The sequence below is a fragment of the Rhizobium viscosum genome, from assembly GCF_014873945.1.
GTDB classification, from domain to species: Bacteria; Pseudomonadota; Alphaproteobacteria; order Rhizobiales; family Rhizobiaceae; genus Rhizobium; species Rhizobium viscosum.
In genome coordinates, this window is the sequence record NZ_JADBEC010000002.1 from 590306 (window position 1) to 615691 (window position 25386).

Here is a 25386-nt window from a genome sequence, read left to right on the forward strand (position 1 = left end):
AAGATTCAATAGGCTTCGGCATTGTCGACGTTGAAATTGTAGAGTTTGCGAGATGAGCCGTAGCGGCTGAACTCCTCCGGTCGCACATCGCTGATGCCGGCCTTTGCAAGCAGTGCGGCGAGAAGCTCGATATGTTCGCTCCGCATTTCCTTTTCGATGCAGTCCGCGCCAAGGCTCTCGACCTTGCCGCGCACGAAGATGCGGGCCTCGTAGAGGGAATCGCCGAGCGCCTCGCCCGCATCGCCGAGTACGACAAGGTTGCCGGCCTGCGCCATGAAGGCGGACATGTGGCCGATATTGCCGCGCACGACGATGTCGATGCCCTTCATCGAGATGCCACAACGCGAGGAGGCATTGCCCTCGATGACGAGCAATCCGCCACACCCGGTGGCGCCGGCATACTGGCTGGCATCACCCTTGATGGTGATACGCCCGGACATCATGTTTTCCGCGACACCGGGGCCGGCCGAGCCGTGCACGGTGATGACGGCTTCCTCGTTCATGCCGCCGCAATAGTAGCCGACACTGCCGTGGATATCGATGCTGACGGGCGCATGCACGCCTGATGCGACGGCATGATGGCCACGCGGATTGACGACATCGAACTGCAGGTCGTTGTCGCCCGGCGCAATGTCATGCAGGGCCTGGTTGAGGTCACGAAGCGGGGTCACCGCAAGATCGAATGTGGGCATGAAATCGTCCTGAAATGAAATCGAGCCGATGGGGTGAGGGCAGCCGCAGCAGCCCTCAGCGTTCCCAGAAATAGACAGTCGCAGGCTCCGGCTCCCAGACGCGCGCGGCCTCGATGCCGGGCAGGTTGACGAGCGCGCGGTATTCCGAGCCGAATGCAACGTAACGGTCGGTCTCAGCCATGACGGCAGGCTTGCAAGCGATCGCATCGCGCACGACGCCGAAGCCGGACTTGGTGCCGACGACAAAGGTGAAGAAACCATCGAGATCGTCGACGGCACCTTCCAGCGCCTCGCCGAGATTCTTGCCCTTGGCCATTTCAGCGGTCAGGTAGGCGGCGGCAACCTCGGTGTCGTTCTCGGTCTCGAAGGTCATGCCTTCGCGCTTCAGTTCACGGCGAAGGTTGTTGTGGTTGGAGAGCGAGCCGTTATGGACGAGGCACTGGTCGGAGCCGGTGGAGAAAGGATGGGCGCCGAGCGTGGTAACAGCCGATTCCGTCGCCATGCGGGTATGGCCGATGCCATGTGTTCCGGCCATGGAATTGACGGCGAAACGCGAAACGACGTCCTTCGGCAGGCCGGTCTCCTTGTAGATCTCGATCGCGTCGCCGCTGCTCATGATACGGATGTCGGGGCGCAATTCGGCGATAGCGGCACGGCCCTCTTCGAGCATGCCCTTCGGCAGAGTGACAACGGCATGGGTGCTCTTGATGTCGATTGAGACGTCCGTGCCGAGTTCCTTCATGAGCTCCGCCTCAAGACCGGAGAAATCCTTCTTCGGCTTGGCGGACTGCACGGTGATCTTTGCGCTATTGCCGCTGCTTGCGCCGTAGATCGCAATACCTGCGCTATCAGGCCCGCGGTCCGTCATCGTCACCAGCATGGACGACAGCATCGCGCCGAGCTCCGGTTCCAGGCTTTTATCCTTCAGGAAGAGACCCACAATTCCGCACATGACAGAACCTCCATTTCGCGTCTGCAAAATGACTATCAGGTCTATTTTAGGTTTTCAACCTGTAGGAATATTTTTTTCCTTTAAGGCAAGTTAGTCATTCTTGCCGCGCTGCGGATAGCTGATGATGGAGAGATAGCGGCTCGGCAATTTCACAAGCTTTTCCGGCCCGTGCGGGGCATCGGCGTCGAAGAACAGGCTGTCGCCCGGCTGCATCGGGAAAAGCTGATCGCCATGGCGATAGACGACCTCTCCGTCCAGCATATAGATCAGCTCCATGCCTTCATGCTGGAAGGTCGGAAAGACATCCGAATCCGTCGTCAGCGTGATGAGATAGGGTTCGACGATGACGCCACTGCTATTGTTGTCGATATGGCCGAGCAAATTGTATTGATGGCCAGCGCGTGTGCCGCGCCGCTCAAGCTCGATGCCTTGGCCGGCCTTGACGAAAACGGCGTTGCGCGGTTCCTCGTAGCGGCGGAAGAAGGCCGTCAACGGCACGCCGAGGGCGCGCGACAGCGACTGCAAGGTCGTCAGCGACGGTGAAATATTGCCGTTCTCGATCTTCGACAGCATGCCGAGAGAAATGCCGGTCGCAGCGGCGAGATCGGTGACGGTGATGCCGAGCTTCTTGCGATAGGCGCGCACCTCATGGCCGATCGCCATTTCGAGATTGTTTTCCTTCGGCTCGCGCACCGCATGCGGATTCTGGGACAGGGCCTGGCGAATCGCATGGGCATGCTCCTGGCTCGACGTTTCATCCAGCTTGGTCTTCATTCGCGGTCCTTCGGTGGCTTCCTTGCAAGACACCCTATCGCCAGAGTGAAATCTTCTCAACCGTGAAGAAAGTCAGAGCTTGCGGACTGAACTCGGGCTGGTGCCGTAGAAGCCGCGAAAGAGGCGTGAAAAATGCGCGGCTCCGGAAAAACCTGTCGCAATGGCGATCTCGGAAATCGACAGCGGGCTCTGCTCGATGAGCCTTCGGGCATGCTGCAGCCTGATGCGTCTGTATTGCTCGAGGAAGGTCATGCCGAGATGGGCAGTGAACAGACGGTCGAGATGACGCGGCGTCACCCCGGCAATGCGGGCCATGGCTGTGCGGTTAAGCGGCATCTCGATGGTTTCCTCCATCTTTTCCAGGACGCTCAGCAGACCCGGATGATGCACGCCGTAGCGTTCGGCAAGGGAGGCGCGCTGGGGCGCCGCTGGCTCGCCGACCTCGGTGTGCAGGAACCAGTCGCTGACCCGGCGGGCGAAATCCGGCCCCATGCGCTCGGCGATCAGCGCATGCATCATGTCGAGCGGCGCAATGCCGCCCCCGCAGGTAATGCGGTTGCCGTCGACGACGAAACGCGCCTGGCGCGGCGACAGGTCGGGAAAGGCTTCGAGGAGCGCCGGCGCATGCTCCCAATGGATCGTAAAGTCACGGCCTGTCAGCAGCCCAGCCTCGGCCAGAAGATAGGGACCGCCCGAAATGCCGCCGATGCGCACACCCTCGCGTGCGAGTTGGCGCAAGCAGGAGAGTACGGTCGGATAGTGCCAGTCGCGCGGCGAACCGCCGGCGCAGACGAAGACAGTGCCGAGCCCGAAACCGCGACCGGGAAGTGGCGCCGCCGGAACAGGCACGCCGCCAGAAGACAACACCGCTCCGCCTTGCGGCGAGAAGCATGAGATGTGGTAGATTTCCCGCCCGGCAAGCAGATTGGCCGCGCGCAGCGGTTCGCTCGCCGAGGCATAGGACATCAGGGCAAATCCCGGCAGAAGAATGAAGCCGATGGAATGAAGGTTTTTTGCTTCTATGGACCTCATGTCCCATTCTTATCGACAAATGTCCTAAACAGGCAAGTCTCACCCCGCCTTTCTGGCATCATGGCACCAGCTCCCACCGGATCTATCCATGCGCTATTCCGCTCTTTCCATCTTCTTAAACGGGCTTCGCGGCAACAGTGGCTGGGCACCTGCCTGGCGTCAGCCCTCGCCGAAGCCGCATTATGACGTGATCATCGTGGGTGGCGGCGGCCACGGTCTTTCGACGGCCTATTATCTCGCGAAGACATTCGGCATCACCAATGTCGCCGTGTTGGAGAAGGGCTATCTCGGCTCCGGCAACATCGGCCGCAACACGACAATCATCCGCTCCAATTACCTGCTGCCCGGCAACAACCCTTTCTACGAGCTTTCGATGAAGCTCTGGGAAGGGCTGGAACAGGATTTCAATTTCAACGCCATGGTCTCACAGCGCGGCGTGCTGAACCTCTTCCATTCCGATGCGCAGCGCGATGCCTACACAAGGCGTGGCAATGCCATGCGCCTGCATGGCGTCGATGCAGAGCTCCTCGACCGGGCTGCGGTCCGCAAGATGCTGCCCTTCCTCGATTTCGACAATGCCCGATTCCCCATCTTGGGCGGCCTCCGTCAGCCGCGCGGCGGCACGGTGCGCCACGATGCGGTCGCCTGGGGTTATGCCCGTGGCGCCGACAGCCGCGGCGTCGATATCATCACCAATTGCGAGGTTACCGGCATTCGCAGCGAGAATGGCAGCGTGACAGGCGTCGAGACCACCCGAGGCTTCATCGGCTGCGGCAAGCTGGCGCTCGCTGCCGCCGGCAATTCCACCGTGGTCGCCGACATGGCGGGCCTGCGCCTGCCAATCGAGAGCCATGTGCTGCAGGCCTTCGTCACCGAGGGGCTGAAGCCTTTCATCGATACCGTCGTCACCTTTGGCGCCGGCCATTTCTACGTTTCGCAATCGGACAAGGGCGGCCTCGTCTTCGGCGGCGATATCGATGGCTACAATTCCTATGCACAGCGCGGCAATCTTGCGACCGTCGAACATGTCGCCGAAGCAGGCGTCGCGATGATTCCCTCGCTGACGCGGGTCAGGTACCTGCGAACCTGGGGCGGCGTCATGGACATGAGCATGGACGGCTCGCCGATCATCGACCGAACCCATATCGATAATCTCTATCTGAATGCCGGCTGGTGCTACGGCGGCTTCAAGGCGACACCCGCCTCCGGCTATTGCTACGCTCATCTGATCGCCCGCAACGAGCCGCACGAGACGGCGCGCGAGCTGCGCCTCGACCGCTTCCGGCGCGGCTATCAGATCGATGAAAAGGGCGTCGGCGCCCAGCCCAACCTGCATTGAGGACCTGACGCCATGGCAAGCCTGATTTCCTGCCCCCATTGCGGTGTCCGTCCCAAGGAAGAATTCACTATTCGCGGTGATGCGAGCCTCGCCCGACCGACAGGGGATGCGGATGCCGGCGTCTGGTACGACTACGTCTATCTGCGGGACAATCCGAAGGGACGGCACAAGGAATACTGGCACCATTCCTCCGGCTGCCGGCGCTGGCTGATTGTCGAGCGCGACACTGTCAGCCATGCCGTTCACACCGTCAGTGATGCCGCGCTCGCCAAGCTCGGAGGTGCGGCATGACGAGTTCGCGGCTTCCCAGCGGCGGCCGGATCGACCGATCGCGCACGCTGAACTTTTCCTTCGATGGCAGTGAGCTGACGGGCCATCCCGGCGATACGCTTGCCTCCGCCCTTCTTGCCAATGGCATCCAGCTTGTCGGCCGCAGCTTCAAGTATCACCGGCCGCGCGGCATTCTGACCGCGGGTGCGGCCGAGCCCAACGCGCTGGTGACGACAGGCACCGGCGGTCGCACGGAAGCCAATACGCGCGCGACGATGATCGAGCTCCATGACGGGCTTGTCGCCCGCAGCCAGAACCGCTGGCCCTCGCTCGGCTTCGACATTGGCGCCGTCAACGGCTTGCTCTCGCCCTTCCTGAGCGCAGGCTTCTACTACAAGACCTTCATGTGGCCGGCCGCCCTTTGGGAAAAGCTCTACGAGCCGCTGATTCGCAAGGCCGCGGGCCTCGGCAAGGCTTCCTACGAGCCAGATCCGGATTCCTACGAGAAGCGCTGGGCTCACTGCGATCTGCTTGTCGTCGGCGCGGGGCCTGCCGGCCTTGCAGCGGCGCTGACGGCAGGGCGCGCCGGTGCCCGCGTCATCCTCGCCGATGAAAGTTTCGCGCTCGGCGGCAGCCTGCTCCTCGAAAGCGGCACCGCACTGCAGGACATGCTCGACGAACTCGAGGGCCTGGCGAATGTCCGTCTCCTGGCGCGCACTACAGTCGTCGGCTGGTACGACGATAATGTCTTCGGCGCCGTCGAGCGTGTGCAAAAACATGTGGCACTGCCCGATCCGCATCGCCCCGTCGAGCGGCTCTGGCGCATCATCGCCAAACAGGCAATCCTCGCCTCGGGCGCCGAGGAGCGCCCGCTGGTCTTCGGCGGCAATGACATTCCGGGCGTGATGATGGCTGACGCAATGCACAGCTATCTCAGCTGCCAGGCAGTAGCACCCGGCGCCCGCACCGTCGTCTTCACAAGCAACGCTTCCGGCTATCGCACGGCAGCCGCACTCGAAGCTGCCGGCCTCGATGTCGCCGCCGTCATCGATAGCCGCGCGGCCGGAAATGCCTGGTCCGGCAGGGCGCCCCTCTTGACCGGAAGCCGCGTACTCGACGCACATGGCGGCAAGCGCCTGCGCCATCTCGCCGTTGAGACGAACTCGGGAATGCAGCGCATCGAGGCCGACGCGCTTGCCATGTCCGGCGGCTGGAGCCCCATCATCCACCTTGCTTGCCATCGCGGCGCCAGACCGGTCTGGTCGGACGAGAAGGCAGCCTTTCTGGCACCGGAGCGCCAACAGGGGCTATCGATCGCCGGCTCTGCGGCCGGGCTCGGCGCAACCGCCGCCTGCCTCGGCGATGGCGCGGCCAAGGCGGCCGAGGCGCTGAAGGCGATCGGCTTCACGAAGGTCGAGCCCGCCTTCGCGCCTGTCGAGGAAACCGAGGCAAACCCGAGGCCGCTCTGGTCCATCAAGGGCTCAAAGGGCAAGGCCTTTATCGATTATCAGAACGACGTGCACCTCAAGGATCTCGGCCTTGCTGTTCGCGAGGGCTATGGGCATGTCGAGCTTGCCAAACGCTATACGACCAGCGGTATGGCGACCGATCAGGGCAAGCTTTCCAATATCAATGCAATCGGCATCCTAGCTGAAGTCCGCGGAGTATCGCCTGCCGAAGTCGGCACGACCACATTCCGTCCCTTCTATACGCCTGTCTCCTTCGGCGCGCTGACAGGCGCCTCGCGCGGCCGTCATTTCCAGCCGGTGCGCAAATCGCCGCTGCATGGCTGGGCCAAGAAGAATGGCGCTGTCTTCGTCGAGACGGGGCTATGGTACCGCTCCTCCTGGTTTCCACGCACAGGTGAGACGAGTTGGCGCGAGAGCGTCGACCGTGAGGTGCTGAACATCCGGCGGAATGCCGGCATTTGCGACGTGTCCACCCTCGGCAAGATCGAGGTCTTCGGCAATGACGCCGCTGCCTTCCTCGACCGCGTCTACTGCAACGGCTTTGCCAAACTGCCCGTCGGCCGGGCGCGCTACGGCATCATGCTGCGCGAGGACGGCATGATCTACGATGACGGCACGACGAGCCGTTTCGGCGAGGACCATTTCTTCATGACGACAACGACGGCGCTCGCCGCCGGCGTGCTGACCCATCTCGAATTCTGTTCCCAGACGCTCTGGCCGGAGCTCGACGTCCGTTTTGCCTCTTCGACCGACCAATGGGCGCAGATGGCGGTCGCCGGTCCGAAATCACGGGCGATCCTGTCCGAGATCGTCGACGAGGATATTTCCGATGCCGCCTTCCCCTTCATGAGCGCCCGTGTGGTCTCGCTCTTCGGGGGCTCGCTCGAAGGCCGGCTCTTCCGGATCTCCTTCTCCGGCGAACTCGCCTATGAACTCGCCGTGCCGGCCGGCTACGGCGAATGGGTCGCCGACCGGATCATACAGGCTGGTGAAAAGCACGGCATTTGCCCCTACGGTGCCGAGGCGCTCGGGGTGATGCGCATCGAGAAGGGCCATGTCACCCATGCCGAGATCAACGGAACGGTTACGCCGGGCGATCTCGGCTTTGCCCGCATGGTCTCGGCCACCAAACCCGACTTTGTCGGCAAGGCGATGCTCGCCCGTGAAGGTTTGCAGGCCCGAGACCGCCTCCGCCTCGTCGGCGTCAAGCCGCTCGATCCGGCGATGAGCTTCCGCACCGGCTCACACATCCTTGCCGAACATTCCGCTGCCACTCTCGAAAACGATCAGGGCTATGTAACCTCGAGCGCCTTCTCGCCGAGCCTTGGCCATACGATCGGACTTGCGCTCGTCAAACGCGGGCCGGAGCGCATAGGGGAAAAGGTCGTGGTCTGGAATGGACTGAGAAACGAATTCACCGAGGCCGCGCTCTGCAGTCCTGTCTTCATCGATCCCGACAATGAGAAGCTCCATGCCTGAACGTCCGGAACATAAGCCCGCCCTCGCCGACAAAGCGACAGTTGAAGGCTCCGGCATCCGACTGGAGCCGCTGCCGGAAGGCCATCTCCTGCATGTCATAGGCGCATTTGATGGCGATAGTCTCGCCAACGCGCTCCCCACCGCTGGATTGGCAACGAGTACTGTGCGAGCGGCCGGTTATCAGCAATGGTATATAACAGGCGAAGAAAGCCTGCCGCCCTCGCGCATCGCCCTGCTTGCCGATCATCTGAAAGGCAGAGGCTTCGTCAGCGACCAGAGCCACGGCCGCATCCGCATCGCTCTTTCCGGTCCCCGCGCTGCCGACCTGCTCGCTCAGGGAACGGCAGTCGATCTCGATGCCGCCGCCTTCCCTATCGGCCAATCGGCCGTTACGCTTTTCGGGCATGTCTCCGTCCAGCTGACGCGCACGCAGGCAGCACGCTTCGAGCTCACGGTACTGCGCAGCTTCGCCGAGGATCTCTACGAGATGCTCGAACATGCCGCGGCAACCTAGTCCAAAGTCCCACAACATACTGCGCACAAAAGCCAGGCCCACCGCGGTAGGAAACCCCACCGTCAAGAGCTCAAAACAGCGAACATAGCCTCAGAGCATCATAGACTGCAGCGTGGATATTGCGGCTGGAAACGGCGTCACCGATCCGCACGAGGTCGAAACGCCCCTCGCGGTTGCGCTGTCGCAGCGGTGACTGACGATTGATCAGGGCGGAATAGTCCACGGCACCAAGATTTCGCGAAAGCGGCTTCAGCTCGAGATAGAGCCCATCATTGGCAAGGGTGCCGTGCTCGACAACGACCTGGGAGACACGCCGCTCCCACTCTGCACGGTCTGCGAAATCCGATCCGAGTACGGCGACGAGGGCATTGCCATCGCGGCGGACGGATTTGAGCCGCGTGTTGATGGTAACCCTGACATTGCGTTCGGCGAAGGCACGGGCGTATGGCACGTGATTCATGCCACCCATATCAGGCGCGAAAAAGCGTTCGGGCGAGACAAGCTCGAGTTCGGCGCCGCTTCTGGCAATCACCTCAGCCGCCGACATGCCCGGATGTCCGCCATTGTCATCGAAGAGCAGCACCGTGTCGGCGATCCTGGCGCCGCCGGCGAGGATTTCCCAGGAAGATGTCACAAGCTCATCGCCTGCATCGAGTTCTGGTTGCTGCGCGATGCCACCGGTCGCAATGACAACGAGATCGGGTTCAAGAGCAATGACGTCGCTTGCCTCTGCGTAGACATCATAGTGCATGCGAACACCCAGCCGCTCAAGTTCCGCCAGCCGCCAATCGATAATGCCTATCATCTCCTTGCGTCGGGGATTTCGGATGAGCAGATTGACTTGTCCGCCAGCCTTTCCTGTCGCTTCCAGTACATCCACCGCATGACCGCGCTCCGCGAGCACACGGGCGGCCTCGAGGCCGCCCGGTCCGGCACCCACCACGACCGCCTTGCGGCGGATTTCCGCCTTGGCGATCTCATGTGGGATTTCTCCTTCACGACCGGTCGCAGCGTTGTGGATGCAGAGCGCCTCGCCGCCTTCGTAGATCCGGTCGAGACAATAGGTGGCGCCGACGCAGGGCCGGATGCGTGCCTCCTCGCCACTCTCGATCTTGCGCACGATATGCGGGTCGGCAATATGGGCGCGCGTCATGCCGACCATGTCGAGCTTTCCCTCGGCGATGGCATGACGGGCTGTTGCCACGTCACCGATGCGTGCGGCATGAAAGACGGGGAACTTGGTTGTCGCCCTCACTTCGCCGGCAAAATCGAGATGCGGGGCAGATGCCATGCCCTGGATCGGAATGACCTCGGTGAGCGCAACATCATTGTCGATATGACCCCGAATGATGTTGAGAAAATCGATATCGCCGGATCGGGCAAATCGTGAGGCGATCTCTATACCTTCCTCGCGCGATAGTCCCTTCTCCCAGTCCTCGTCTGCGACAAGGCGCATGCCGACGATGAAATCCGGCCCAACCGCCTCGCGAACCGCCTGCGTGACCATGACAGAAAAACGCATGCGGTTGTCGAGCGAGCCGCCAAATTCGTCCTCACGCTGGTTGGTTGCAGGCGACCAGAAACCATCGAGCAGATGGCCGTAAGCCTCGATCTCGACGCCGTCGAGGCCGGCTTCCTGCATGCGCTGCGCGGCGCTTGCATAGTCGGCCACGATACGCTCGATGTCCCAGTCTTCCACCTCTTTCGGGAAGGCCCGGTGCGCCGGCTCGCGGATCGGCGAGGCCGCCAGAACGGGCAGCCAGTCGCCCTTGTTCCAGCTTGTGCGGCGGCCGAGATGCGTGAGTTGGATCATGACCGCCGCACCGAACTCATGACAGTCGTCGGCAAGTCTCTTCAACCAAGGCACGATCTCGTCCCGATAGGCATGGAGATTGCCGAAGGACGGCGGAGAGTCAGGCGAGACGACCGCCGATCCCGCCGTCATGGTCAGTGCGATACCGCCTCTCGCCTTTTCCCTGTGATAGAGCCGGTAGCGATCCGTCGGCATGCCGTTTTCCGAATAAGCCGGCTCGTGAGCGGTCGACATGACGCGGTTTTTCAGCGTCAGGTGCTTGAGTTGAAACGGCTGCAGCAGGGGGTCTTTGGAGGACATATCCGCACTCGTTGCTTGGGTGGGAGTGGCAATCAAACCGCTATTCTGACCCATGCCGCCTGAAATGACGATCCGATCGGCGTCGCTTTCTAGCCGGCATGCGCCCGCCGACTACGGCTGAGGTCGACGGCGGTATGCCAGAGAACGGCTGCGAAGATGATGGCGCCGCCGAAGAAGGTGGCGACAGGCGGTTGCTCGGAGAACAGAAGCCAGACCCAGAACGGGGTCAGCACGATCTCCATCGTCCCGATCAGCGCAGCTTCGGCCGGCGGCATTCGCCTGGCCCCGGCGAGGAAAAGCACAAGCGCCAGCGAAAAATTGGTCGCACCGAAAGCAGCAAGCACGATCCAGTTATGAAGATCAAGCGAGCCGACCGAGCCGAAGGGAGCGAAGATGACGAGCGTCAGGAAGGCGCTGACAACAGTCGGCGGCAGGCTCGGCACTTCAGGATTGATGCGCGGGATGACGATGACGAGCGCGAAGGAGACCGTCATGCCAAGCGCCAACAGGTCGCCGACCCCGGTGCCACCGCCGATCGACGAGGCGACGATGACCACAACACCCAGAAGAGAAATGCCCCCGGCAATCATCGTGCGCCGTCCGACACCTTCTTTCAGGATGATCCATCCAAACAGGGCGGCGATAAAGGGTGCGGTCGAATAGATCATCGTCACATTCGCAACGCTGGTCATATAGAGCGCCCCGATGAAGCAGCCCTGGCTGACCGTCTGGCAGACAATCATCGCCAGGCCGGACGGATGCAGGACCGAACGCCATTGCTTTCGTGATATCCCGCCTTCGAGGAACAGGCAGGGGATCAGCAGGAACAGCCCGCCGAACAGCGAACGCCAGGCGATCGCCGTCCAGACGTCTGTCGTCAGGAGCCGCGAGTAGACGCCGCTGGCACTCCAGGCAAGTGTCGCCCCGATGACGAGAAGGATGCCCTTCTCGCGCTCGCCGGCACCGAGGTGCCTGGCCGGATGGTCAATGGTCACGCAAGTTAGTCTCGAAGGAGGAAAAGTCGAACGCACCTCCTTTCTGCACCCGCAATTGACATCAGACAAACGAATAGTAGAGATGGATGTCATCGATTTTTTCTATGGCTGTCCATGCGCGAGCCCATCGAGAGTGATCTTCTCCGGACCTTCCTCGTCGTCGTCGAGACCACCAATTTCTCTGCGGCCGCACAGCGCGTCGGCAGAACGCAATCTGCGATCAGCGCGGCGATCAAGAAGCTGGAAGACACGATCGGCGAAGCACTGTTCGAACGCGGCGCCCGCGGGGTGGTGCTGACACGTCAGGGCGTCCAGCTTGTTCCCTATGCCCGCCGTGTCATCGATCTCCTGAGCGAGGCGGCGGCGACAATCCGCAGCAAACCGCTCGGCGGACCGGTTCGCATCGGCATTCCCGAGGAATATAGCCAGACCGTGCTGCCCGCAGCACTTGCAGCCTTCGCCGTGCGTCATCCGGCTGTCGAGGTCACAATCTCCTGCGATTATACTGTTCGCAACATCGCCGCCCTGGAACGCGACGAGCTCGATCTCGCCGTCGTCTTCGACTGGAGCGATCAGATGAGTGGCGAGGTGCTCTGCATCGATCCGACTGTCTGGGTGACCTCGATCGTCCACCGGCTGCACGACATCGACCCGCTGCCGATCGCAACCTACAGAGACTCGAGCTGGTGTCGCGATTTTGCATTGAAATCGCTGCACCAGCTCGGTCGCAACTACCGGGTCGCCTTCATTGCCGATACCAGCTCCGGACTGAAGAACGCCGTGACCGCCGGTCTTGCCGTCACCACGCTGTCGCGCAGCAACATCCCACCCGGCTGCCGGGAACTGACGACCGAGGACGGCTTCCCGCCGGTCGATTCCTCAAGGGTCGTGCTTCGTCGCAACACCTTCCGGTCGAGCGAAGCGGTTCGCGAGCTTGCCGAGATGGTGCGCGACGCCTTCCAGCCTATGGCCGGGCCTCCGATGGCCTGACCGGACGCCGCAGCCGTCGCCGCGTTTCCGAGGGACTTTCGGAATAGCTTGCCCGATAGCTTCGCGCGAAGGCGGAGGCCGAATTGAAGCCGGTTGCGGCTGCGATGTCGGCGAAGGACGCCGTCGTCTCTATCACCTTGCGCCGCGCCGCGTTCAGTCTCAGGGCAAGATAGTGGATATGGGGCGGCGCGCCGATCGAGGCCTGAAAGAGATCCTGCAGGTGCCGGGCGCTGATCCCGACCCTGCGGGCAAGCCGCGCTAGCACGATCGGTTGCTCGATATTGTCCTCCATCAGCCGTACGGCGTGGGCCACCCGCGGATCGTCCATGCGCAAGCCTGCCGATAGCGCCTCGTCGGCATGAAAGGATGGCTGCTCATAGCGGAACAGCCGGCTGACCTCGAGCGCCAGCGAATAGCTCTGGCGCCGCCGGATGATCTCCAGCATCAGATCCACGGTCGGCAGTGAGCCTGATGTCGTCAGCCGCTTGCCGTCGATAACGAACCGGTCCTTGACGGCCGAAACCTGCGGATAGGCAAGCGCGAAATCCTCGTAATCCTCCCAATGCACCGTCGCAGACAAGCCGTCGAGCAGGCAGGCTTCGGCAACCAGCCAGGTGCCGGATTCGATGCCGGCGATCATGGTCCGGTGGCGTGCTGCCTGCGATAGCTGCATCTTCAGGCCCGCTGTCGCGCTTTGCCGCCAGTTGTAGCTCGCCAGCACGAAGAGTGGCGTATCCGATGCCGTGGTCTGGAACGTTCCCTGTGTCGGTATGGCAATGTGGCTGGTTGTCGGCACAGCTTCTCCATCAGGCGTGAAGATGCGCCAGCGGTAAAGCTCGCTGCCGGAAATGCGGTTTGCCCCGCGCAGCGGTTCGATGACAGAGGCAATGAGGATGAGGTTAGTGTCCGGCAGGACGAGAAGATCGATGTCGAGCCGTTCCGTCGATCGCTCCAGCACAGTCCCCTCCCTGGTGTTCCGATAATGTATCGATCGATTCCGAAAATGCAAAGCATCCTCTCTCATCCTGGCGCGTAATGCCCCCAAGACGAGGGAGAACAACAATCATGCCTCTTGCGATGAACCGCGATGTCTTCATCACCTGTGCCGTAACCGGTGCCGGCGATACGGTTTCGAAATCCAGCCACGTTCCCATCACTCCCAAGCAGATCGCGGATTCCGCGATCGATGCCGCCAAGGCTGGGGCGGCAGTCGTTCACTGCCATGTCCGCGATCCGGAAACGGGTGCTGCGAGCCGCCGCAACGCCCTCTACAGGGAGGTCACCGACCGCATCCGTTCGGCCGACGTCGACGTGGTGCTGAACCTGACGGCCGGTATGGGCGGAGACCTGATTTTTGGCGATGTCGAAAGTCCCCTTCCCCTGAAGGCGGCGGGAACGGACATGGCAGGGGCAACCGAGCGCGTCAGCCATGTCGCCGAATGCCTGCCGGAAATCTGCACGCTCGACTGCGGCACGATGAACTTCAATCTCGGCGATTACGTCATGACCAACACGCCCGCCATGCTGCGGGCAATGGCCAGGAAAATGACCGATCTCGGCGTGCGCCCGGAGATCGAAGCCTTCGACACCGGCCATCTGTGGTTTGCAAAGCAGCTCGCCGAAGAAGGCCTGATCGAAGATCCGGTGCTGATCCAGCTCTGCATGGGCATTCCCTGGGGTGCCCCTGACGATCTCAACACCTTCATGGCCATGGTCAACAACGTGCCCGATAGCTGGACCTTCTCCGCCTTTTCGATCGGTCGCAACGCCATGGCCTATCCGGCTGCCGCGGTTCTGGCGGGCGGCAATGTCCGCGTTGGCCTGGAGGACAATCTCTATATCGGCAAGGGCACTCTCGCCACCAACGCGCAGCTCGTCGAAAAGGCCGTGCAGGTGGTCGAAGGCATGGGTGCCAGGATCATCGGTCCTGAGGACGTCCGCAAGAAACTGAAGCTGACGAAACGCTGAGGACGACATGACAGGAATTACCAAAGCGGCCTGTATTGGCGGCGGCGTCATCGGCGGCGGATGGATTGCACGCTTTCTACTTGCCGGTATCGATGTCAGCGTCTTCGATCCGCATCCGGAAGCAAGCCGCATCGTCGGCGAGGTCCTTGCCAATGCGGAAAAAGCCTATGCCATGCTGACTGGCGCACCGCTGCCGCAGCGCGGCCGGCTTACCTTTGAAACGTCGCTGCAAGAGGCCGTCTCCGACGCGGACTGGATCCAGGAAAGCGTGCCCGAACGGCTTGACCTCAAGCGCCGCGTATTGACGGAAATCGATGCTGCGGCACGACCGGACGCGCTGATCGGCTCGTCCACATCAGGCCTGCTGCCAAGCGACCTGCAGCGCGACATGAAACATCCCGAGCGCCTCTTCGTCGCCCATCCCTACAACCCCGTCTACCTGCTGCCGCTGGTGGAAATCGTCGGCGGTGAGAAGACCTCGAAAGCGACTATCGAGGCCGCGATGGAGCGGCTCGCTCCAATCGGCATGAAGGGCGTTCATATTGCCAAGGAGATCGAGGCCTTCGTCGGCGACCGGCTGCTCGAAGCGCTCTGGCGCGAGGCGCTCTGGCTCATCCATGACGATATCTGCACCGTCGAAACGCTCGACGACGTCATCCGATATTCCTTCGGATTGCGCTGGGCGCAGATGGGTCTGTTCCAGACCTATCGCATTGCCGGCGGCGAGGCCGGAATGCGCCATTTCCTCGCCCAGTTCGGTCCGTGTCTCGCCTGGCCATGGACGAAGCTCACCGACGTCGTGGATCTCGACGAAGCGCTGATCGAGAAGATCGGAAAACAATCCGACGAACAGGCTGCCGGCCTTTCAATCCGCGCACTGGAGCGCATCCGCGACGAAAATCTCGTCGGCATCCTGCAGGCGCTGAAGGCCGGAAATGACGGCAAGGGCTGGGGCGCCGGCCAGTTGCTGAAGGATTTCGAACGGTCCCTGTGGGCAGCAGGCGGTGGGAAAACCACTACTGCCGATCCTTCTGGCCCCCTCAAGCTCGTCGAGACGAAGGTAAGCCCCGCCTGGGTCGACTATAATGGCCATATGACGGAGCATCGCTACCTGCAGGTTTTCGGCGATACGTCCGACGCGCTTCTGCGGTTGATCGGGGTCGATCTTGCCTATGTCGAGGCCGGGCAGAGCTACTATACGGTCGAGACCCATATCCGCCATCTTGGCGAGGCCAAGCTCGGGCAGGCGATCCATTCGACCTGCCAGATCCTCGCAGTCGATGAGAAGCGGCTGCAACTCTTCCACACGATCCGCGACACTGAAAGCGGCGCCTTGCTCGCCACCGCCGAGCAGATGCTGCTGCATGTCGATTCCCAAGCCGGCAAGGCGACGCCGGCGCCAATCGCAGTCCTCGACAAAGCGAACCTGATTGCCGCGGCCCATGCAAAGCTGCCTCCCCCCGATGGGGTTGGCCGCCATGTCGGCCAGAAACGATAGGGAGATCAACATGGATTTCGGCCTCAGCGAAGAACAGGAAATGATCGTCAAGACGGTCCGCGGCTTCGTCGAAACCGAAATCTATCCGCGTGAGAACGAAGTCGAGCGCACGGGTTTCGTTCCGCCAGATCTTGCGGCTCAGATCCGGCGCAAATGCATCGACCTCGGCTTCTACGCCTGCAATTTCCCCGAAGAGGCGGGCGGCGCCGGCCTCGATCATGTCACTTTCACGCTTGTCGAGCGGGAACTCGGTCGGGGCTCCATGGCGCTGACGGTCTTTTTCGGCCGTCCCTCCGGCATCCTGATGGCCTGCGAGGGCGAGCAGCGCGAACGGTATCTGCTTCCCGCCGTCCGCGGAGAAAAGATCGACGCGCTGGCGATCACCGAGCCCGATGCCGGTTCCGACATGCGCGGCATGAAATGCTCCGCTCGCAGCGACGGCGGTGATTTCGTTCTCAATGGCACCAAGCATTTCATCTCGCATGCCGATGTCGCCGATTTCATCATCGTCTTTGCCGCAACCGGCGAAGAGGAAACGCCAAGGGGTCTCAAGAAGAAGATCACGGCATTTCTGATCGATCGCGGCACTCCAGGCTTTGAAATCCTCAAGGGCTACGATTCCGTCTCCCACCGCGGCTATCACAATTGCACCTTGAGCTTTGCCGATTGCCGGATTTCGGCCTCCCAGGTGTTGGGCGAGGTGCATCGCGGTTTCGAACTCGCCAATCAATGGCTCTACGGCACGCGGCTCACTGTCGCCGCCACCTGCGTCGGCCGGGCGCGGCGCGTCTTCGACATGGCCTTGTCCTATGCTGCCGAGCGAAAGCAGTTCGGCAGGCCAATCGGAGCCAATCAGGGGGTTTCCTTCAAGCTTGCCGACATGATCACCGAGATCGACGCTGCCGACTGGCTGACACTTTCGGCGGCATGGCGCTTGGATGCAGGCTTGACTTCCGATCGCGAAATCGCTTCGGCCAAGCTTTACGCCTCCGAAATGCTCGCCCGCGTCACCGATGAGGCGATCCAGATCTATGGCGGCATGGGCCTGATGGACGATCTGCCGCTTTCCCGCTTCTGGCGGGATGCGCGCGTCGAACGCATCTGGGACGGCACGTCGGAAATCCAGCGCCACATCATCAGCCGCGATCTCCTGCGGCCTCTGGGAGCGTAGCCGATGACAGTACGCGCGCTCGACCGCCTGTTCAGACCGCAAACGATCGCCGTCTTCGGCGGCCGCGAAGCGCGTCGGGTGATCGAGCAGTGCGACCGGATGGGATTTGCCGGCGAGCTCTGGCCCGTTCACCCGACGCTCGACGAGGTCCTCGGGCGACGCTGCTACAGAAGCGTTTCCGAACTGCCGTCACCACCAGACGCGGCCTTCGTCGGTGTCAACCGGATATTGACCATTGAGATCGTGCGCAGCCTGTCGGCAGCGGGTGCCGGCGGTGCGGTCTGTTATGCCTCGGGCTTCAGCGAGGCGGTGGCGGAGCTTGCCGATGGCAGCGACCTGCAACAGGCATTGGTCGACGCCGCCGGCGACATGCCGATCCTCGGACCAAACTGCTATGGCTTCATCAACGGCCTCGACGGCGCACTTCTCTGGCCCGACCAGCACGGCATGACGCGCGTCGAACGTGGCGTGGCGATCCTGACCCAATCGTCGAATATAGCACTCAACCTGACCATGCAGACGCGCGGTCTGCCGATCGCCTATGTCGTGACATCAGGCAATCAGGCCCAAACCTCGCTGTCCGATATCGCCTGTGGCCTGCTTTCCGACCCGCGCGTGACGGCGCTTGGCCTGCATGTCGAAGGCTTTGGAGACAAAGCCGCGCTCGAGCGCCTTGCCGCCGTAGCCCGCCTGACGAAAAAGCCCGTTGTTGTTTTGAAAGTCGGCAAGTCCGAACAGGCAAGGCAGGCAACGCTCTCCCATACCGCATCCCTTGCCGGCGGCGATGCGGTGGCCGATGCAGTGCTTGCCCGCCTCGGCATCGGCCGCGTCGAAACGCTGCCAGCGTTGCTTGAAACGCTGAAACTCCTGCATGTCGCAGGCCCGCTGCAAGGTGCCTCGATCTCCTCGATGAGTTGCTCGGGTGGCGAAGCCTCCCTGATGGCGGATGCTGCCATCGGACGCGCCGTCACGTTCAGAGATCTTGAATCAAAGCAACTGCCGCGCCTGAGAGGCATACTCGGCGACATGGTGACGCTCTCCAATCCGCTCGATTACCACACGTTCGTGTGGGGCGATCGTGCGCGTCAGACAGAGGCTTTCACCGCCATGTTCGAAGGTAGCTATGACCTCAATCTCGTCGTCCTCGATTTTCCCCGTGCCGATCGATGCGAGGCAGCAGACTGGGTGACGACGGCTGACGCGGTCGCCGCTGCGGCATCTGCGACAGGCGCGCTTGCCGGGATCCTGGCGACCCTACCTGAAACCATGCCGGAGGCTGTTGCCGACCGTCTGATCGCGGAAGGCGTCGTTCCCTTCTGCGGTATTGATGAGACCCTGATTGCCGCGGAAGTCGCAGCCGGCATCGGCGATACCTGGCGCAAACCGCCTTGCCTGCCGCTTCTCAGCGTGGCGTCTGTCGAAGGCGCAATCGAAACGCTGACGGAGGCTGACGCAAAGACCGAACTCGATCTCGCCGGCCTTCGGATCCCCAAAGGTCGGGTTGCAAGTTCGCCGCTTCAGGCGGCGGATTGTGCTGAACGGCTCGGCTTTCCTGTTGTCCTCAAAGCTCTTGGCGTCGCACACAAGACCGAAGCAGGCGCTGTCGCACTCAACCTGAAGGATGCCAAGGCCGTATCGGATGCCGCATCAAAGATGGCTGCGACAGACGGTTTTCTGGTCGAGAAAATGATCGACAGGCCCGTCGCCGAGCTGATCGTCGGTGCTTCCCGCGACCCGGTCTTCGGATTATCGCTAACGCTCGGCGCCGGCGGAATTTTCGTCGAATTGCTGGAGGATTCCGTCATTTTGCCTTTGCCGACGACGAGATCGGAGATTTCCGAGGCAATTTCGCGCCTGAAGATCGCAAAATTGATCGAAGGATATCGTGGGCGCCCGAAAGGAGACCTCGAAGCGACCGTGACGGCTGTCGCACGGGCGGCAGATTATGTCGTAATGAATGCGGCACGGCTGGAGGAACTGGACATTAATCCGTTGATGGTTCTTCCCGAAGGTCACGGCGTGGCCGCAGTCGATGCCCTGATCCGGCGGAGGAGGTAGCATAGGTTGAGCGACCCCATTCGCACCCGACAGGTTGGCGCAGTGCTGGAAGTCATCATCGACCGGCCGAAGGCGAACGCCATCGACCTTGCCACCAGCCGCACCATGGGACTGATATTCCGTGATTTCCGCGATGATCCATCGCTGCGCGTGGCAATCATCTCCGGCGCAGGTGAGAAATTCTTCTGTGCCGGATGGGACCTGAAGGCTGCAGCGGCAGGCGACGCGGTTGACGGAGATTATGGTGTCGGCGGTTTCGGCGGGCTGCAGGAACTGCGCGATCTCAACAAACCTGTCATCTGCGCCGTCAACGGCATCTGTTGCGGCGGCGGGCTGGAGATCGCACTCTCCGCCGACCTGATCCTGGCAGCAGAACATGCAACCTTCGCCCTTCCGGAAATCCGCTCCGGCACCGTTGCCGATGCCGCCTCCATAAAGCTGCCAAAGCGCATCCCCTATCATATCGCCATGGACATGCTTTTGACCGGCCGCTGGCTTGACGTTCAGGAGGCGCATCGCTGGGGCTTCGTCAATGAGATCCTGACAGCAGACAAGCTGATGGAGCGGGCCTGGGATCTCGCCCGCCTGCTCGAAAGCGGACCGCCGCTCGTCTATGCGGCAATCAAGGAAATCGTGCGTGAATCGGAAGGTTCGACCTTCCAGACTGCCATGAACAAAATCACCAAACGGCAGTTTGCAACGGTCGACCGGCTTTATTCGAGCGAGGACCAATTGGAAGGCGCACGGGCTTTCGCCGAGAAACGAAGCCCTAACTGGAAAGGACGGTAACAAGGCGGCGGCAACCGCATCATCTTCCCGCAAGCGTGCGGGCACCTTGGACGGAAGAGGAAACCGTTCGGGGATCATGCCCAAAAATCGAAGTCAACGCACCATAAGAAGGAGAAGGGGAATGAACGACTACACGAAATATCTCGCAAGCCGGGTGACCGCCGGTGGCCTCAGCCGCCGCGAATTCCTGGGACGCGCCATGGCAGCCGGCCTGACGCTTGCCGTTGCCGACAAGCTCTTTACCGAAAGTGCCGAAGCCGCCGAACCGAAGCGCGGCGGTCATCTGAAGCTTGGCCTGGAAGGCGGGGCTGCAACCGACTCCAAGGACCCGGCGAAATTTCTGTCGCAATTCATGTTCTGCGTCGGCCGCTGCTGGGGCGACATGCTGGTAGAGTCCGATCCGCTCACCGGTGCCGCCGTACCGGCACTTGCCGAATCCTGGGAACCGTCGAAGGATGCGGCAACCTGGACCTTCAAGATCCGCAAGGGCGTCAAGTTCCACAATGGCAAGGAACTGACGATCGATGACGTAGTCGCCACACTCAAGCGTCATACCGACAAGGCGTCGGAATCCGGCGCGCTCGGCGTTCTCGGCTCGATCAAGGAAATCAAGGCGGACGGCGGTAACCTCGTCCTGACGCTTTCGGAAGGCAATGCCGACATGCCGCTGCTGTTGACCGACTATCATCTGGTCATCCAGCCGAATGGCGGCGTGGACGATCCTCTCGCCTCGATCGGCACTGGCCCGTATAAACTCACGAGCTTCGAGGCCGGTGTGCGCGCCACTTTCGAGAAGAACAAGGATGACTGGCGCACCGACCGAGGTTATGTCGATTCCATCGAAATCATCGGCATGAACGATGCCACGGCGCGCATCGCCGCGCTCTCGTCCGGCCAGGTGCACTACATCAACCGTGTCGATCCGAAGACCGTCAACCTCTTGAAGCGTGCTCCGAATGTCGAGATCCTTTCGACCGCCGGACGCGGCCACTATGTCTTCATCATGCATTGCGACAAGGCGCCGTTCGACAATAACGACCTGCGCCTGGCGCTCAAATACGCCATGGACCGCGAGACCATGGTGGAGAAGATCCTCGGCGGTTACGGCAAGGTCGGCAACGACTTCCCGATCAACAGCACCTATGCGCTTTTCCCCGAGGGCATCGAGCAGCGCGTCTACGATCCCGACAAGGCGGCCTTCCACTACAAGAAATCAGGCCACAGCGGCTCGGTCCTTCTGCGCACTTCCGAAGTCGCTTTCCCCGGCGGTGTCGACGCGGCCGTCCTCTATCAGGAAAGCTGCAAGAAGGCCGGCATCGAGATCGAGGTCAAGCGCGAGCCGGGCGACGGTTACTGGACCAACGTCTGGAACGTCCAGCCCTTCTCGACCTCCTATTGGGGCGGCCGCCCGACGCAGGACCAGATGTATTCCACCGCCTATCTCTCGACGGCGGACTGGAACGACACCAAGTTCAAGCGCCCTGACTTCGACAAGCTGTTACTGCAGGCCCGCTCCGAACTTGATGAAGCCAAGCGCAAGGACATGTATCGCGCCATGGCGATGATGGTCCGCGACGAGGGCGGCGTCATTTTGCCGATGTTCAACGACTTCGTGAACGCCTCCACCAAGCAGGTGAAGGGCTACGTGCACGACATCGGTAACGACATGTCGAACGGCTACGTCGCAACCCGCGTCTGGCTGGAGGCCTGACGCCGGGCGTCTGCCTTCCGATCTCTACCGAAGCCGGGACCGTGGGACAAAACCCGCGGTCCTCCTGACGTTTCAGCGCGAGGCCATCACCATGTCCAGTCCGACCTCAGGCAATATCCTGCCTGGTCTCAGGTTCCGGCAGCGTTTTCCGCTGCTTGCCCTTATTCTCGAGCGCTTCGTGCTCAGCATCATCCTGCTCTTTGCCGTCTCCATCCTCATTTTCGGCGGTCTGGAAGCCCTTCCCGGCGATTTCGCCACGACCTATCTGGGCCAGTCGGCAACGCCGCAGGCGGTCGCCAATATCCGCAAGGATCTCGGCCTCGACCGGCCGGTGACGACGCGATATGTCGAGTGGCTCGGCAATGCCGTGCAGGGGGATTTCGGCACATCTTGGGCCAGCAAGAACTCCGTCAGCGAGCAGATCGGAAAGCGGCTCGGCAATTCGCTGTTTCTGGCGGGCTTTGCCGCACTGATCTCCGTGCCGCTTGCCGTCGGGCTTGGCATGGTTTCGGTGCATTTCCGGGGCCGCCTGCCCGACAAGATCATCAACATCATTTCGCTCGCTGCGATTTCGTTGCCGGAGTTCTTCATCGGCTACCTGCTGATCATGTTTTTCGCGGTGAAGTTCGGCGTCGCCACCTTTCCCGCAACTGTGTATGAGAGCATGGGCTTTGCCGACCGCCTGAAGGCGATTGCCCTGCCGACAGCGACCCTCGTACTCGTCGTGCTTGCCCACATGATGCGCATGACGCGCGCCGCAATCCTCTCGGTCATGTCGTCTGCCTATATGGAGACGGCTGAGCTGAAGGGCCTTTCGGCGTTTCGCTCGATCGTCAAGCATGCCGCACCGAACGCGCTTGCACCGATCATCAACGTCGTGGCGTTGAACCTCGCCTATCTGGTGGTCGGAGTGGTCGTCGTCGAGGTGGTCTTCGTCTATCCCGGCATGGGCCAGTACATGGTCGATGCCGTGACGGTGCGCGACATGCCGGTCGTGCAGGCCTGCGGCCTGATCTTTGCCGCCGTCTATATCTTCCTCAACATGCTGGCCGACATTCTCGCCATCATTGCCAACCCCCGGCTGAGGCATCCAAGATGAGATTGAGAGACATCCCCATCACCGCCTGGATCGGCATGATCGGCATCGCGATTGCCTTCGTCTTCGCTCTCTTTGCACCCTTGATCGCGCCTTACGGGGAGACCGAAGTCGTCGGCAGCGTCTGGCAGATGCCGGATGCCCAATATGTCTTCGGCCTTGACAATCTCGGCCGCGACATCCTCTCGCGGCTGATCTACGGCGCACGTACGACGCTTTTCGTGGCGCTTGCCGCAACGGTCATCTCCTTTTCGCTCGGCGTCATCCTGAGCTTTACGGCAGCCGTCTCGCGCGGGCTGATCGACATGGTCTTCTCGCGCTTCAACGACCTGATGATGTCGATCCCGACCCTGATCTTCGCGCTCGTGGTTCTGGCGGTCCTGCCACAGAACATCATCGTCCTGATCCTTGTCATGGCGATCCTCGATTCCACCCGCGTCTATCGTCTCGGCCGCGCCGTGGCGCTCGATGTCGCCGTCATGGAATTCGTCGAGGCGGCCAAACTTCGCGGCGAAGGAAAACTCTGGATCATCTTCCGGGAAATCCTGCCGAACACGCTGACGCCGCTGCTTGCCGAGTTCGGCCTGCGGTTTGCCTTCTCGATCCTGTTCCTCTCGACATTGTCCTTCCTCGGCCTCGGCATCCAGCCGCCGTCGGCCGACTGGGGCGGCATGGTCAAGGACAACAAGGACGGCATCATCTTCGGCATTTCGGCAGCGCTCGTTCCGGGTAGCGCGATCGCCATCCTCGCAGTCTGCGTCAACTTGGTCGTCGACTGGCTTCTGAAACGAACATCGAGCCTCAAGGGAGGGCGTGGCGATGCCTGATCTTCTTTCCGTCCGCAATCTCAAGATCGAAGCCACCAGCTATCCGCCGGGTGAAGCGCCGAAACGCGTGACCATCGTTGACGGCGTTTCCTTTGATCTGCAGAAAGGCCGAGTGCTCGGGCTGATCGGTGAATCCGGCGCCGGCAAGTCGACGATCGGGCTCTCGGCACTTGCCTATGGTCGAGGCGGTGCCGAGATCACCGGCGGGGAAGTGCTGCTCGATGGCGACAATATCCTTGCCCTTGGCAGGAATGGCATCAGGCAGATCCGCGGCGCCCGCGTCTGCTACGTGGCTCAGTCGGCCGCGGCCGCCTTCAACCCTGCCCATCGGCTTGGCGACCAGGTGATCGAAGCTTCCGTCAAACACGGGCTCATGAACAAACAGGAGGCAAAAAACAGAGCGCTCTATCTGTTTCAGGTGCTTGGCCTTCCCCATCCCGAAAGTTTCGGCGAGCGTTTCCCGCACCAGGTCTCGGGCGGCCAGCTGCAGCGGGCCATGACGGCCATGGCGCTCTGCTCAAACCCCGAACTGATCGTCTTCGACGAACCGACCACGGCACTTGACGTTACCACCCAGATCGACGTGCTGGCGGCTATCAAGCATGCGATCGAGGCAACCCATACGGCGGCCCTTTATATCACCCATGATCTCGCCGTCGTCGCCCAGATCTCCGACGACATCATGGTGCTGCGCCATGGAAAGACAGTGGAATACGGCAGTGTCCGGCACATCATCGAAGCGCCACGGGAGGACTATACCCGCGCGCTTGTCAACGTCCGGCAGACGCCGAGGGACGAAGCTCTTGATCAGTCCGATGCGCTGCTGAAGATCGAAAACGTCAGCGCAGAATATTCCAATGGCTTCAAGGTCCTGAACAACGTCAGTCTGCATGTGCCGAAGGGACAGACATTGGCGATCGTCGGTGAATCGGGCTCGGGAAAATCGACGCTCGCCCGCGTCGTTACCGGGCTCTTGTCGCCCAGCGCCGGGACGATCTCTTTTGCCGGCAAACCATTGACGCCCGATGTCCGACACCGGCCACGCGACGACCTGCGCCGCATCCAGCTCATCTACCAGATGGCCGATACGGCGATGAACCCGCGCCAGACCGTGCGCGACATTATCGGCCGGCCGCTGACCTTCTACTATGGCCTCAGGGGAGCTGCAAAGACGGACCGTGTGAAGGAGTTGCTCGACCAGATCGAGATGGGCAACGGCTTCCTGAACCGGTACCCGGCAGAGCTCTCGGGCGGCCAGAAGCAGCGCGTCGCCATCGCCCGCGCGCTTGCGGCCAAGCCGGAACTCATCCTCTGCGACGAGCCGACCTCGGCACTCGACCCGCTGGTTGCCGAAGGCATTCTGAAACTGCTGCTGAAGCTGCAGGAAGAGGAACATCTCTCCTACGTCTTCATCACCCATGATATCGCAATCGTGCGCGCCATCGCCGACAGCGTCGCGGTGATGCATCGCGGCAAGCTCGTCCGCTTCGGTCCCAAATCCCAAGCGCTATCGCCGCCCTTCGACGATTACACCGACCTGCTACTGAAATCCGTACCCGAGATGGAGATCGGCTGGCTGGAGCGGGTACTGACGACGCGGAAGATGGCAAGCGCTGGAAATTGAAGACTCGAAATCTTGCCGCGCTCAT

Annotated in this window: 21 protein-coding genes; 14 read left to right on the forward strand and 7 right to left on the reverse strand. The window is 61.7% G+C overall.

The features are described 5' to 3' along the window. Window positions 1-5: 5 nt before the first annotated feature. The 4 genes from H4W29_RS23625 to H4W29_RS23640 form a co-directional block, all read right to left on the reverse strand. Window positions 6-692, reverse strand: a complete 687-nt coding sequence (locus tag H4W29_RS23625; RefSeq protein WP_192731294.1) for a GltB/FmdC/FwdC-like GXGXG domain-containing protein — start codon at window positions 690-692, stop codon at window positions 6-8. 55 nt (window positions 693-747) lie between these two features. Continuing rightward, window positions 748-1644 (reverse strand): class II glutamine amidotransferase, encoded by an 897-nt coding sequence (locus H4W29_RS23630; protein WP_192731295.1) that lies wholly within the window; start codon window positions 1642-1644, stop codon window positions 748-750. A gap of 90 nt (window positions 1645-1734) precedes the next feature. Beyond that, window positions 1735-2418: a helix-turn-helix domain-containing protein gene (locus H4W29_RS23635; protein WP_192731296.1), complete on the reverse strand. Its 684-nt coding sequence runs from the start codon at window positions 2416-2418 to the stop codon at window positions 1735-1737. 72 nt (window positions 2419-2490) lie between these two features. Then, complete coding sequence (locus H4W29_RS23640; RefSeq protein WP_192731297.1) at window positions 2491-3450, reverse strand: GlxA family transcriptional regulator; 960 nt, start codon at window positions 3448-3450, stop codon at window positions 2491-2493. Between the two features lie 88 nt (window positions 3451-3538). Here H4W29_RS23640 and H4W29_RS23645 point away from each other — a divergent pair, with 88 nt between their 5' ends. The 4 genes from H4W29_RS23645 to H4W29_RS23660 are packed head-to-tail and all read left to right on the forward strand — an operon-like array spanning window position 3539 to window position 8521. Further along, window positions 3539-4789: a sarcosine oxidase subunit beta family protein gene (locus tag H4W29_RS23645; RefSeq protein ID WP_192731298.1), complete on the forward strand. Its 1251-nt coding sequence runs from the start codon at window positions 3539-3541 to the stop codon at window positions 4787-4789. A gap of 12 nt (window positions 4790-4801) precedes the next feature. Continuing rightward, window positions 4802-5080 carry a sarcosine oxidase subunit delta gene (locus H4W29_RS23650; RefSeq protein WP_192731299.1) on the forward strand — a complete coding sequence of 93 codons (279 nt, stop codon included), beginning with the start codon at window positions 4802-4804 and terminating at the stop codon, window positions 5078-5080. Then, window positions 5077-8007, forward strand: coding sequence for a sarcosine oxidase subunit alpha family protein (locus H4W29_RS23655; protein WP_192731300.1), 2931 nt, complete (start codon window positions 5077-5079; stop codon window positions 8005-8007). Before H4W29_RS23650 ends, H4W29_RS23655 begins: the two co-directional genes overlap by 4 nt. Continuing rightward, window positions 8000-8521 carry a sarcosine oxidase subunit gamma gene (locus H4W29_RS23660; RefSeq protein WP_192731301.1) on the forward strand — a complete coding sequence of 174 codons (522 nt, stop codon included), beginning with the start codon at window positions 8000-8002 and terminating at the stop codon, window positions 8519-8521. The genes H4W29_RS23655 and H4W29_RS23660 overlap by 8 nt, the downstream gene beginning before the upstream one ends. A gap of 70 nt (window positions 8522-8591) precedes the next feature. Here H4W29_RS23660 and H4W29_RS23665 read toward each other — a convergent pair whose 3' ends face one another. Together H4W29_RS23665 and H4W29_RS23670 are read right to left on the reverse strand one after the other, a co-directional pair. After that, window positions 8592-10634, reverse strand: coding sequence for an NADH:flavin oxidoreductase (locus tag H4W29_RS23665; protein WP_192731302.1), 2043 nt, complete (start codon window positions 10632-10634; stop codon window positions 8592-8594). Window positions 10635-10723: 89 nt separating this feature from the next. After that, window positions 10724-11629, reverse strand: a complete 906-nt coding sequence (locus H4W29_RS23670; protein ID WP_192731303.1) for a DMT family transporter — start codon at window positions 11627-11629, stop codon at window positions 10724-10726. 114 nt (window positions 11630-11743) lie between these two features. On the opposite strand from H4W29_RS23670, the gene H4W29_RS23675 reads away from it, so the two are divergent. Further along, window positions 11744-12619, forward strand: coding sequence for a LysR family transcriptional regulator (locus tag H4W29_RS23675; protein ID WP_007822164.1), 876 nt, complete (start codon window positions 11744-11746; stop codon window positions 12617-12619). Here the strand turns inward: H4W29_RS23675 and H4W29_RS23680 are convergent. After that, window positions 12594-13643, reverse strand: coding sequence for a GlxA family transcriptional regulator (locus H4W29_RS23680; RefSeq protein WP_192731304.1), 1050 nt, complete (start codon window positions 13641-13643; stop codon window positions 12594-12596). The two genes, H4W29_RS23675 and H4W29_RS23680, sit on opposite strands and share 26 nt — an antisense overlap. Before the next feature lie 41 nt (window positions 13644-13684). On the opposite strand from H4W29_RS23680, the gene bcoG reads away from it, so the two are divergent. From bcoG to H4W29_RS23725, 9 genes are all read left to right on the forward strand, one after another. Then, a complete protein-coding gene (gene bcoG, locus H4W29_RS23685; RefSeq protein WP_192731305.1) occupies window positions 13685-14587 on the forward strand; it encodes a 3-dehydrocarnitine:acetyl-CoA trimethylamine transferase BcoG in 903 nt (300 codons plus the stop codon). 7 nt (window positions 14588-14594) lie between these two features. After that, on the forward strand, window positions 14595-16085 hold the full coding sequence (locus tag H4W29_RS23690; protein WP_192731306.1) for a carnitine 3-dehydrogenase: 1491 nt from the start codon (window positions 14595-14597) through the stop codon (window positions 16083-16085). A gap of 10 nt (window positions 16086-16095) precedes the next feature. Next, complete coding sequence (locus tag H4W29_RS23695) at window positions 16096-17256, forward strand: acyl-CoA dehydrogenase family protein (RefSeq protein WP_192731307.1); 1161 nt, start codon at window positions 16096-16098, stop codon at window positions 17254-17256. A 3-nt stretch (window positions 17257-17259) separates the two neighbouring features. Continuing rightward, window positions 17260-19314, forward strand: coding sequence for an acetate--CoA ligase family protein (locus H4W29_RS23700; protein WP_192731308.1), 2055 nt, complete (start codon window positions 17260-17262; stop codon window positions 19312-19314). 6 nt (window positions 19315-19320) lie between these two features. Next, the gene (locus tag H4W29_RS23705) at window positions 19321-20103 is read left to right on the forward strand and encodes a carnitinyl-CoA dehydratase (RefSeq protein WP_192731309.1); all 783 of its coding nucleotides are present in this window, start codon (window positions 19321-19323) and stop codon (window positions 20101-20103) included. Between the two features lie 121 nt (window positions 20104-20224). Then, window positions 20225-21814 (forward strand): ABC transporter substrate-binding protein, encoded by a 1590-nt coding sequence (locus H4W29_RS23710; RefSeq protein WP_192731310.1) that lies wholly within the window; start codon window positions 20225-20227, stop codon window positions 21812-21814. A gap of 91 nt (window positions 21815-21905) precedes the next feature. Next, the gene (locus tag H4W29_RS23715) at window positions 21906-22913 is read left to right on the forward strand and encodes an ABC transporter permease (RefSeq protein WP_007822149.1); all 1008 of its coding nucleotides are present in this window, start codon (window positions 21906-21908) and stop codon (window positions 22911-22913) included. Further along, on the forward strand, window positions 22910-23737 hold the full coding sequence (locus H4W29_RS23720) for an ABC transporter permease (RefSeq protein ID WP_192731311.1): 828 nt from the start codon (window positions 22910-22912) through the stop codon (window positions 23735-23737). Before H4W29_RS23715 ends, H4W29_RS23720 begins: the two co-directional genes overlap by 4 nt. Then, the gene (locus H4W29_RS23725; protein WP_192731312.1) at window positions 23730-25361 is read left to right on the forward strand and encodes an ABC transporter ATP-binding protein; all 1632 of its coding nucleotides are present in this window, start codon (window positions 23730-23732) and stop codon (window positions 25359-25361) included. The genes H4W29_RS23720 and H4W29_RS23725 overlap by 8 nt, the downstream gene beginning before the upstream one ends. Window positions 25362-25386 lie beyond the last annotated feature (25 nt).

Excerpts from the sequence above, each read along its gene's own strand:
- H4W29_RS23675 (WP_007822164.1), top strand. The coding sequence starts at position 11,744 with ATGCGCGAGCCCATCGAGAGTGATCTTCTCCGGACCTTCCTCGTCGTC.
- bcoG (WP_192731305.1), top strand. The coding sequence starts at position 13,685 with ATGCCTCTTGCGATGAACCGCGATGTCTTCATCACCTGTGCCGTAACC.
- H4W29_RS23645 (WP_192731298.1), top strand. The coding sequence starts at position 3,539 with ATGCGCTATTCCGCTCTTTCCATCTTCTTAAACGGGCTTCGCGGCAAC.
- H4W29_RS23655 (WP_192731300.1), top strand. The coding sequence starts at position 5,077 with ATGACGAGTTCGCGGCTTCCCAGCGGCGGCCGGATCGACCGATCGCGC.
- H4W29_RS23630 (WP_192731295.1), bottom strand. The coding sequence starts at position 1,644 with ATGTGCGGAATTGTGGGTCTCTTCCTGAAGGATAAAAGCCTGGAACCG.
- H4W29_RS23690 (WP_192731306.1), top strand. The coding sequence starts at position 14,595 with ATGACAGGAATTACCAAAGCGGCCTGTATTGGCGGCGGCGTCATCGGC.
- H4W29_RS23665 (WP_192731302.1), bottom strand. The coding sequence starts at position 10,634 with ATGTCCTCCAAAGACCCCCTGCTGCAGCCGTTTCAACTCAAGCACCTG.
- H4W29_RS23700 (WP_192731308.1), top strand. The coding sequence starts at position 17,260 with ATGACAGTACGCGCGCTCGACCGCCTGTTCAGACCGCAAACGATCGCC.
- H4W29_RS23650 (WP_192731299.1), top strand. The coding sequence starts at position 4,802 with ATGGCAAGCCTGATTTCCTGCCCCCATTGCGGTGTCCGTCCCAAGGAA.
- H4W29_RS23680 (WP_192731304.1), bottom strand. The coding sequence starts at position 13,643 with ATGAGAGAGGATGCTTTGCATTTTCGGAATCGATCGATACATTATCGG.
- H4W29_RS23715 (WP_007822149.1), top strand. The coding sequence starts at position 21,906 with ATGTCCAGTCCGACCTCAGGCAATATCCTGCCTGGTCTCAGGTTCCGG.
- H4W29_RS23710 (WP_192731310.1), top strand. The coding sequence starts at position 20,225 with ATGAACGACTACACGAAATATCTCGCAAGCCGGGTGACCGCCGGTGGC.
- H4W29_RS23635 (WP_192731296.1), bottom strand. The coding sequence starts at position 2,418 with ATGAAGACCAAGCTGGATGAAACGTCGAGCCAGGAGCATGCCCATGCG.
- H4W29_RS23625 (WP_192731294.1), bottom strand. The coding sequence starts at position 692 with ATGCCCACATTCGATCTTGCGGTGACCCCGCTTCGTGACCTCAACCAG.
- H4W29_RS23660 (WP_192731301.1), top strand. The coding sequence starts at position 8,000 with ATGCCTGAACGTCCGGAACATAAGCCCGCCCTCGCCGACAAAGCGACA.
- H4W29_RS23720 (WP_192731311.1), top strand. The coding sequence starts at position 22,910 with ATGAGATTGAGAGACATCCCCATCACCGCCTGGATCGGCATGATCGGC.
- H4W29_RS23725 (WP_192731312.1), top strand. The coding sequence starts at position 23,730 with ATGCCTGATCTTCTTTCCGTCCGCAATCTCAAGATCGAAGCCACCAGC.
- H4W29_RS23695 (WP_192731307.1), top strand. The coding sequence starts at position 16,096 with ATGGATTTCGGCCTCAGCGAAGAACAGGAAATGATCGTCAAGACGGTC.
- H4W29_RS23640 (WP_192731297.1), bottom strand. The coding sequence starts at position 3,450 with ATGAGGTCCATAGAAGCAAAAAACCTTCATTCCATCGGCTTCATTCTT.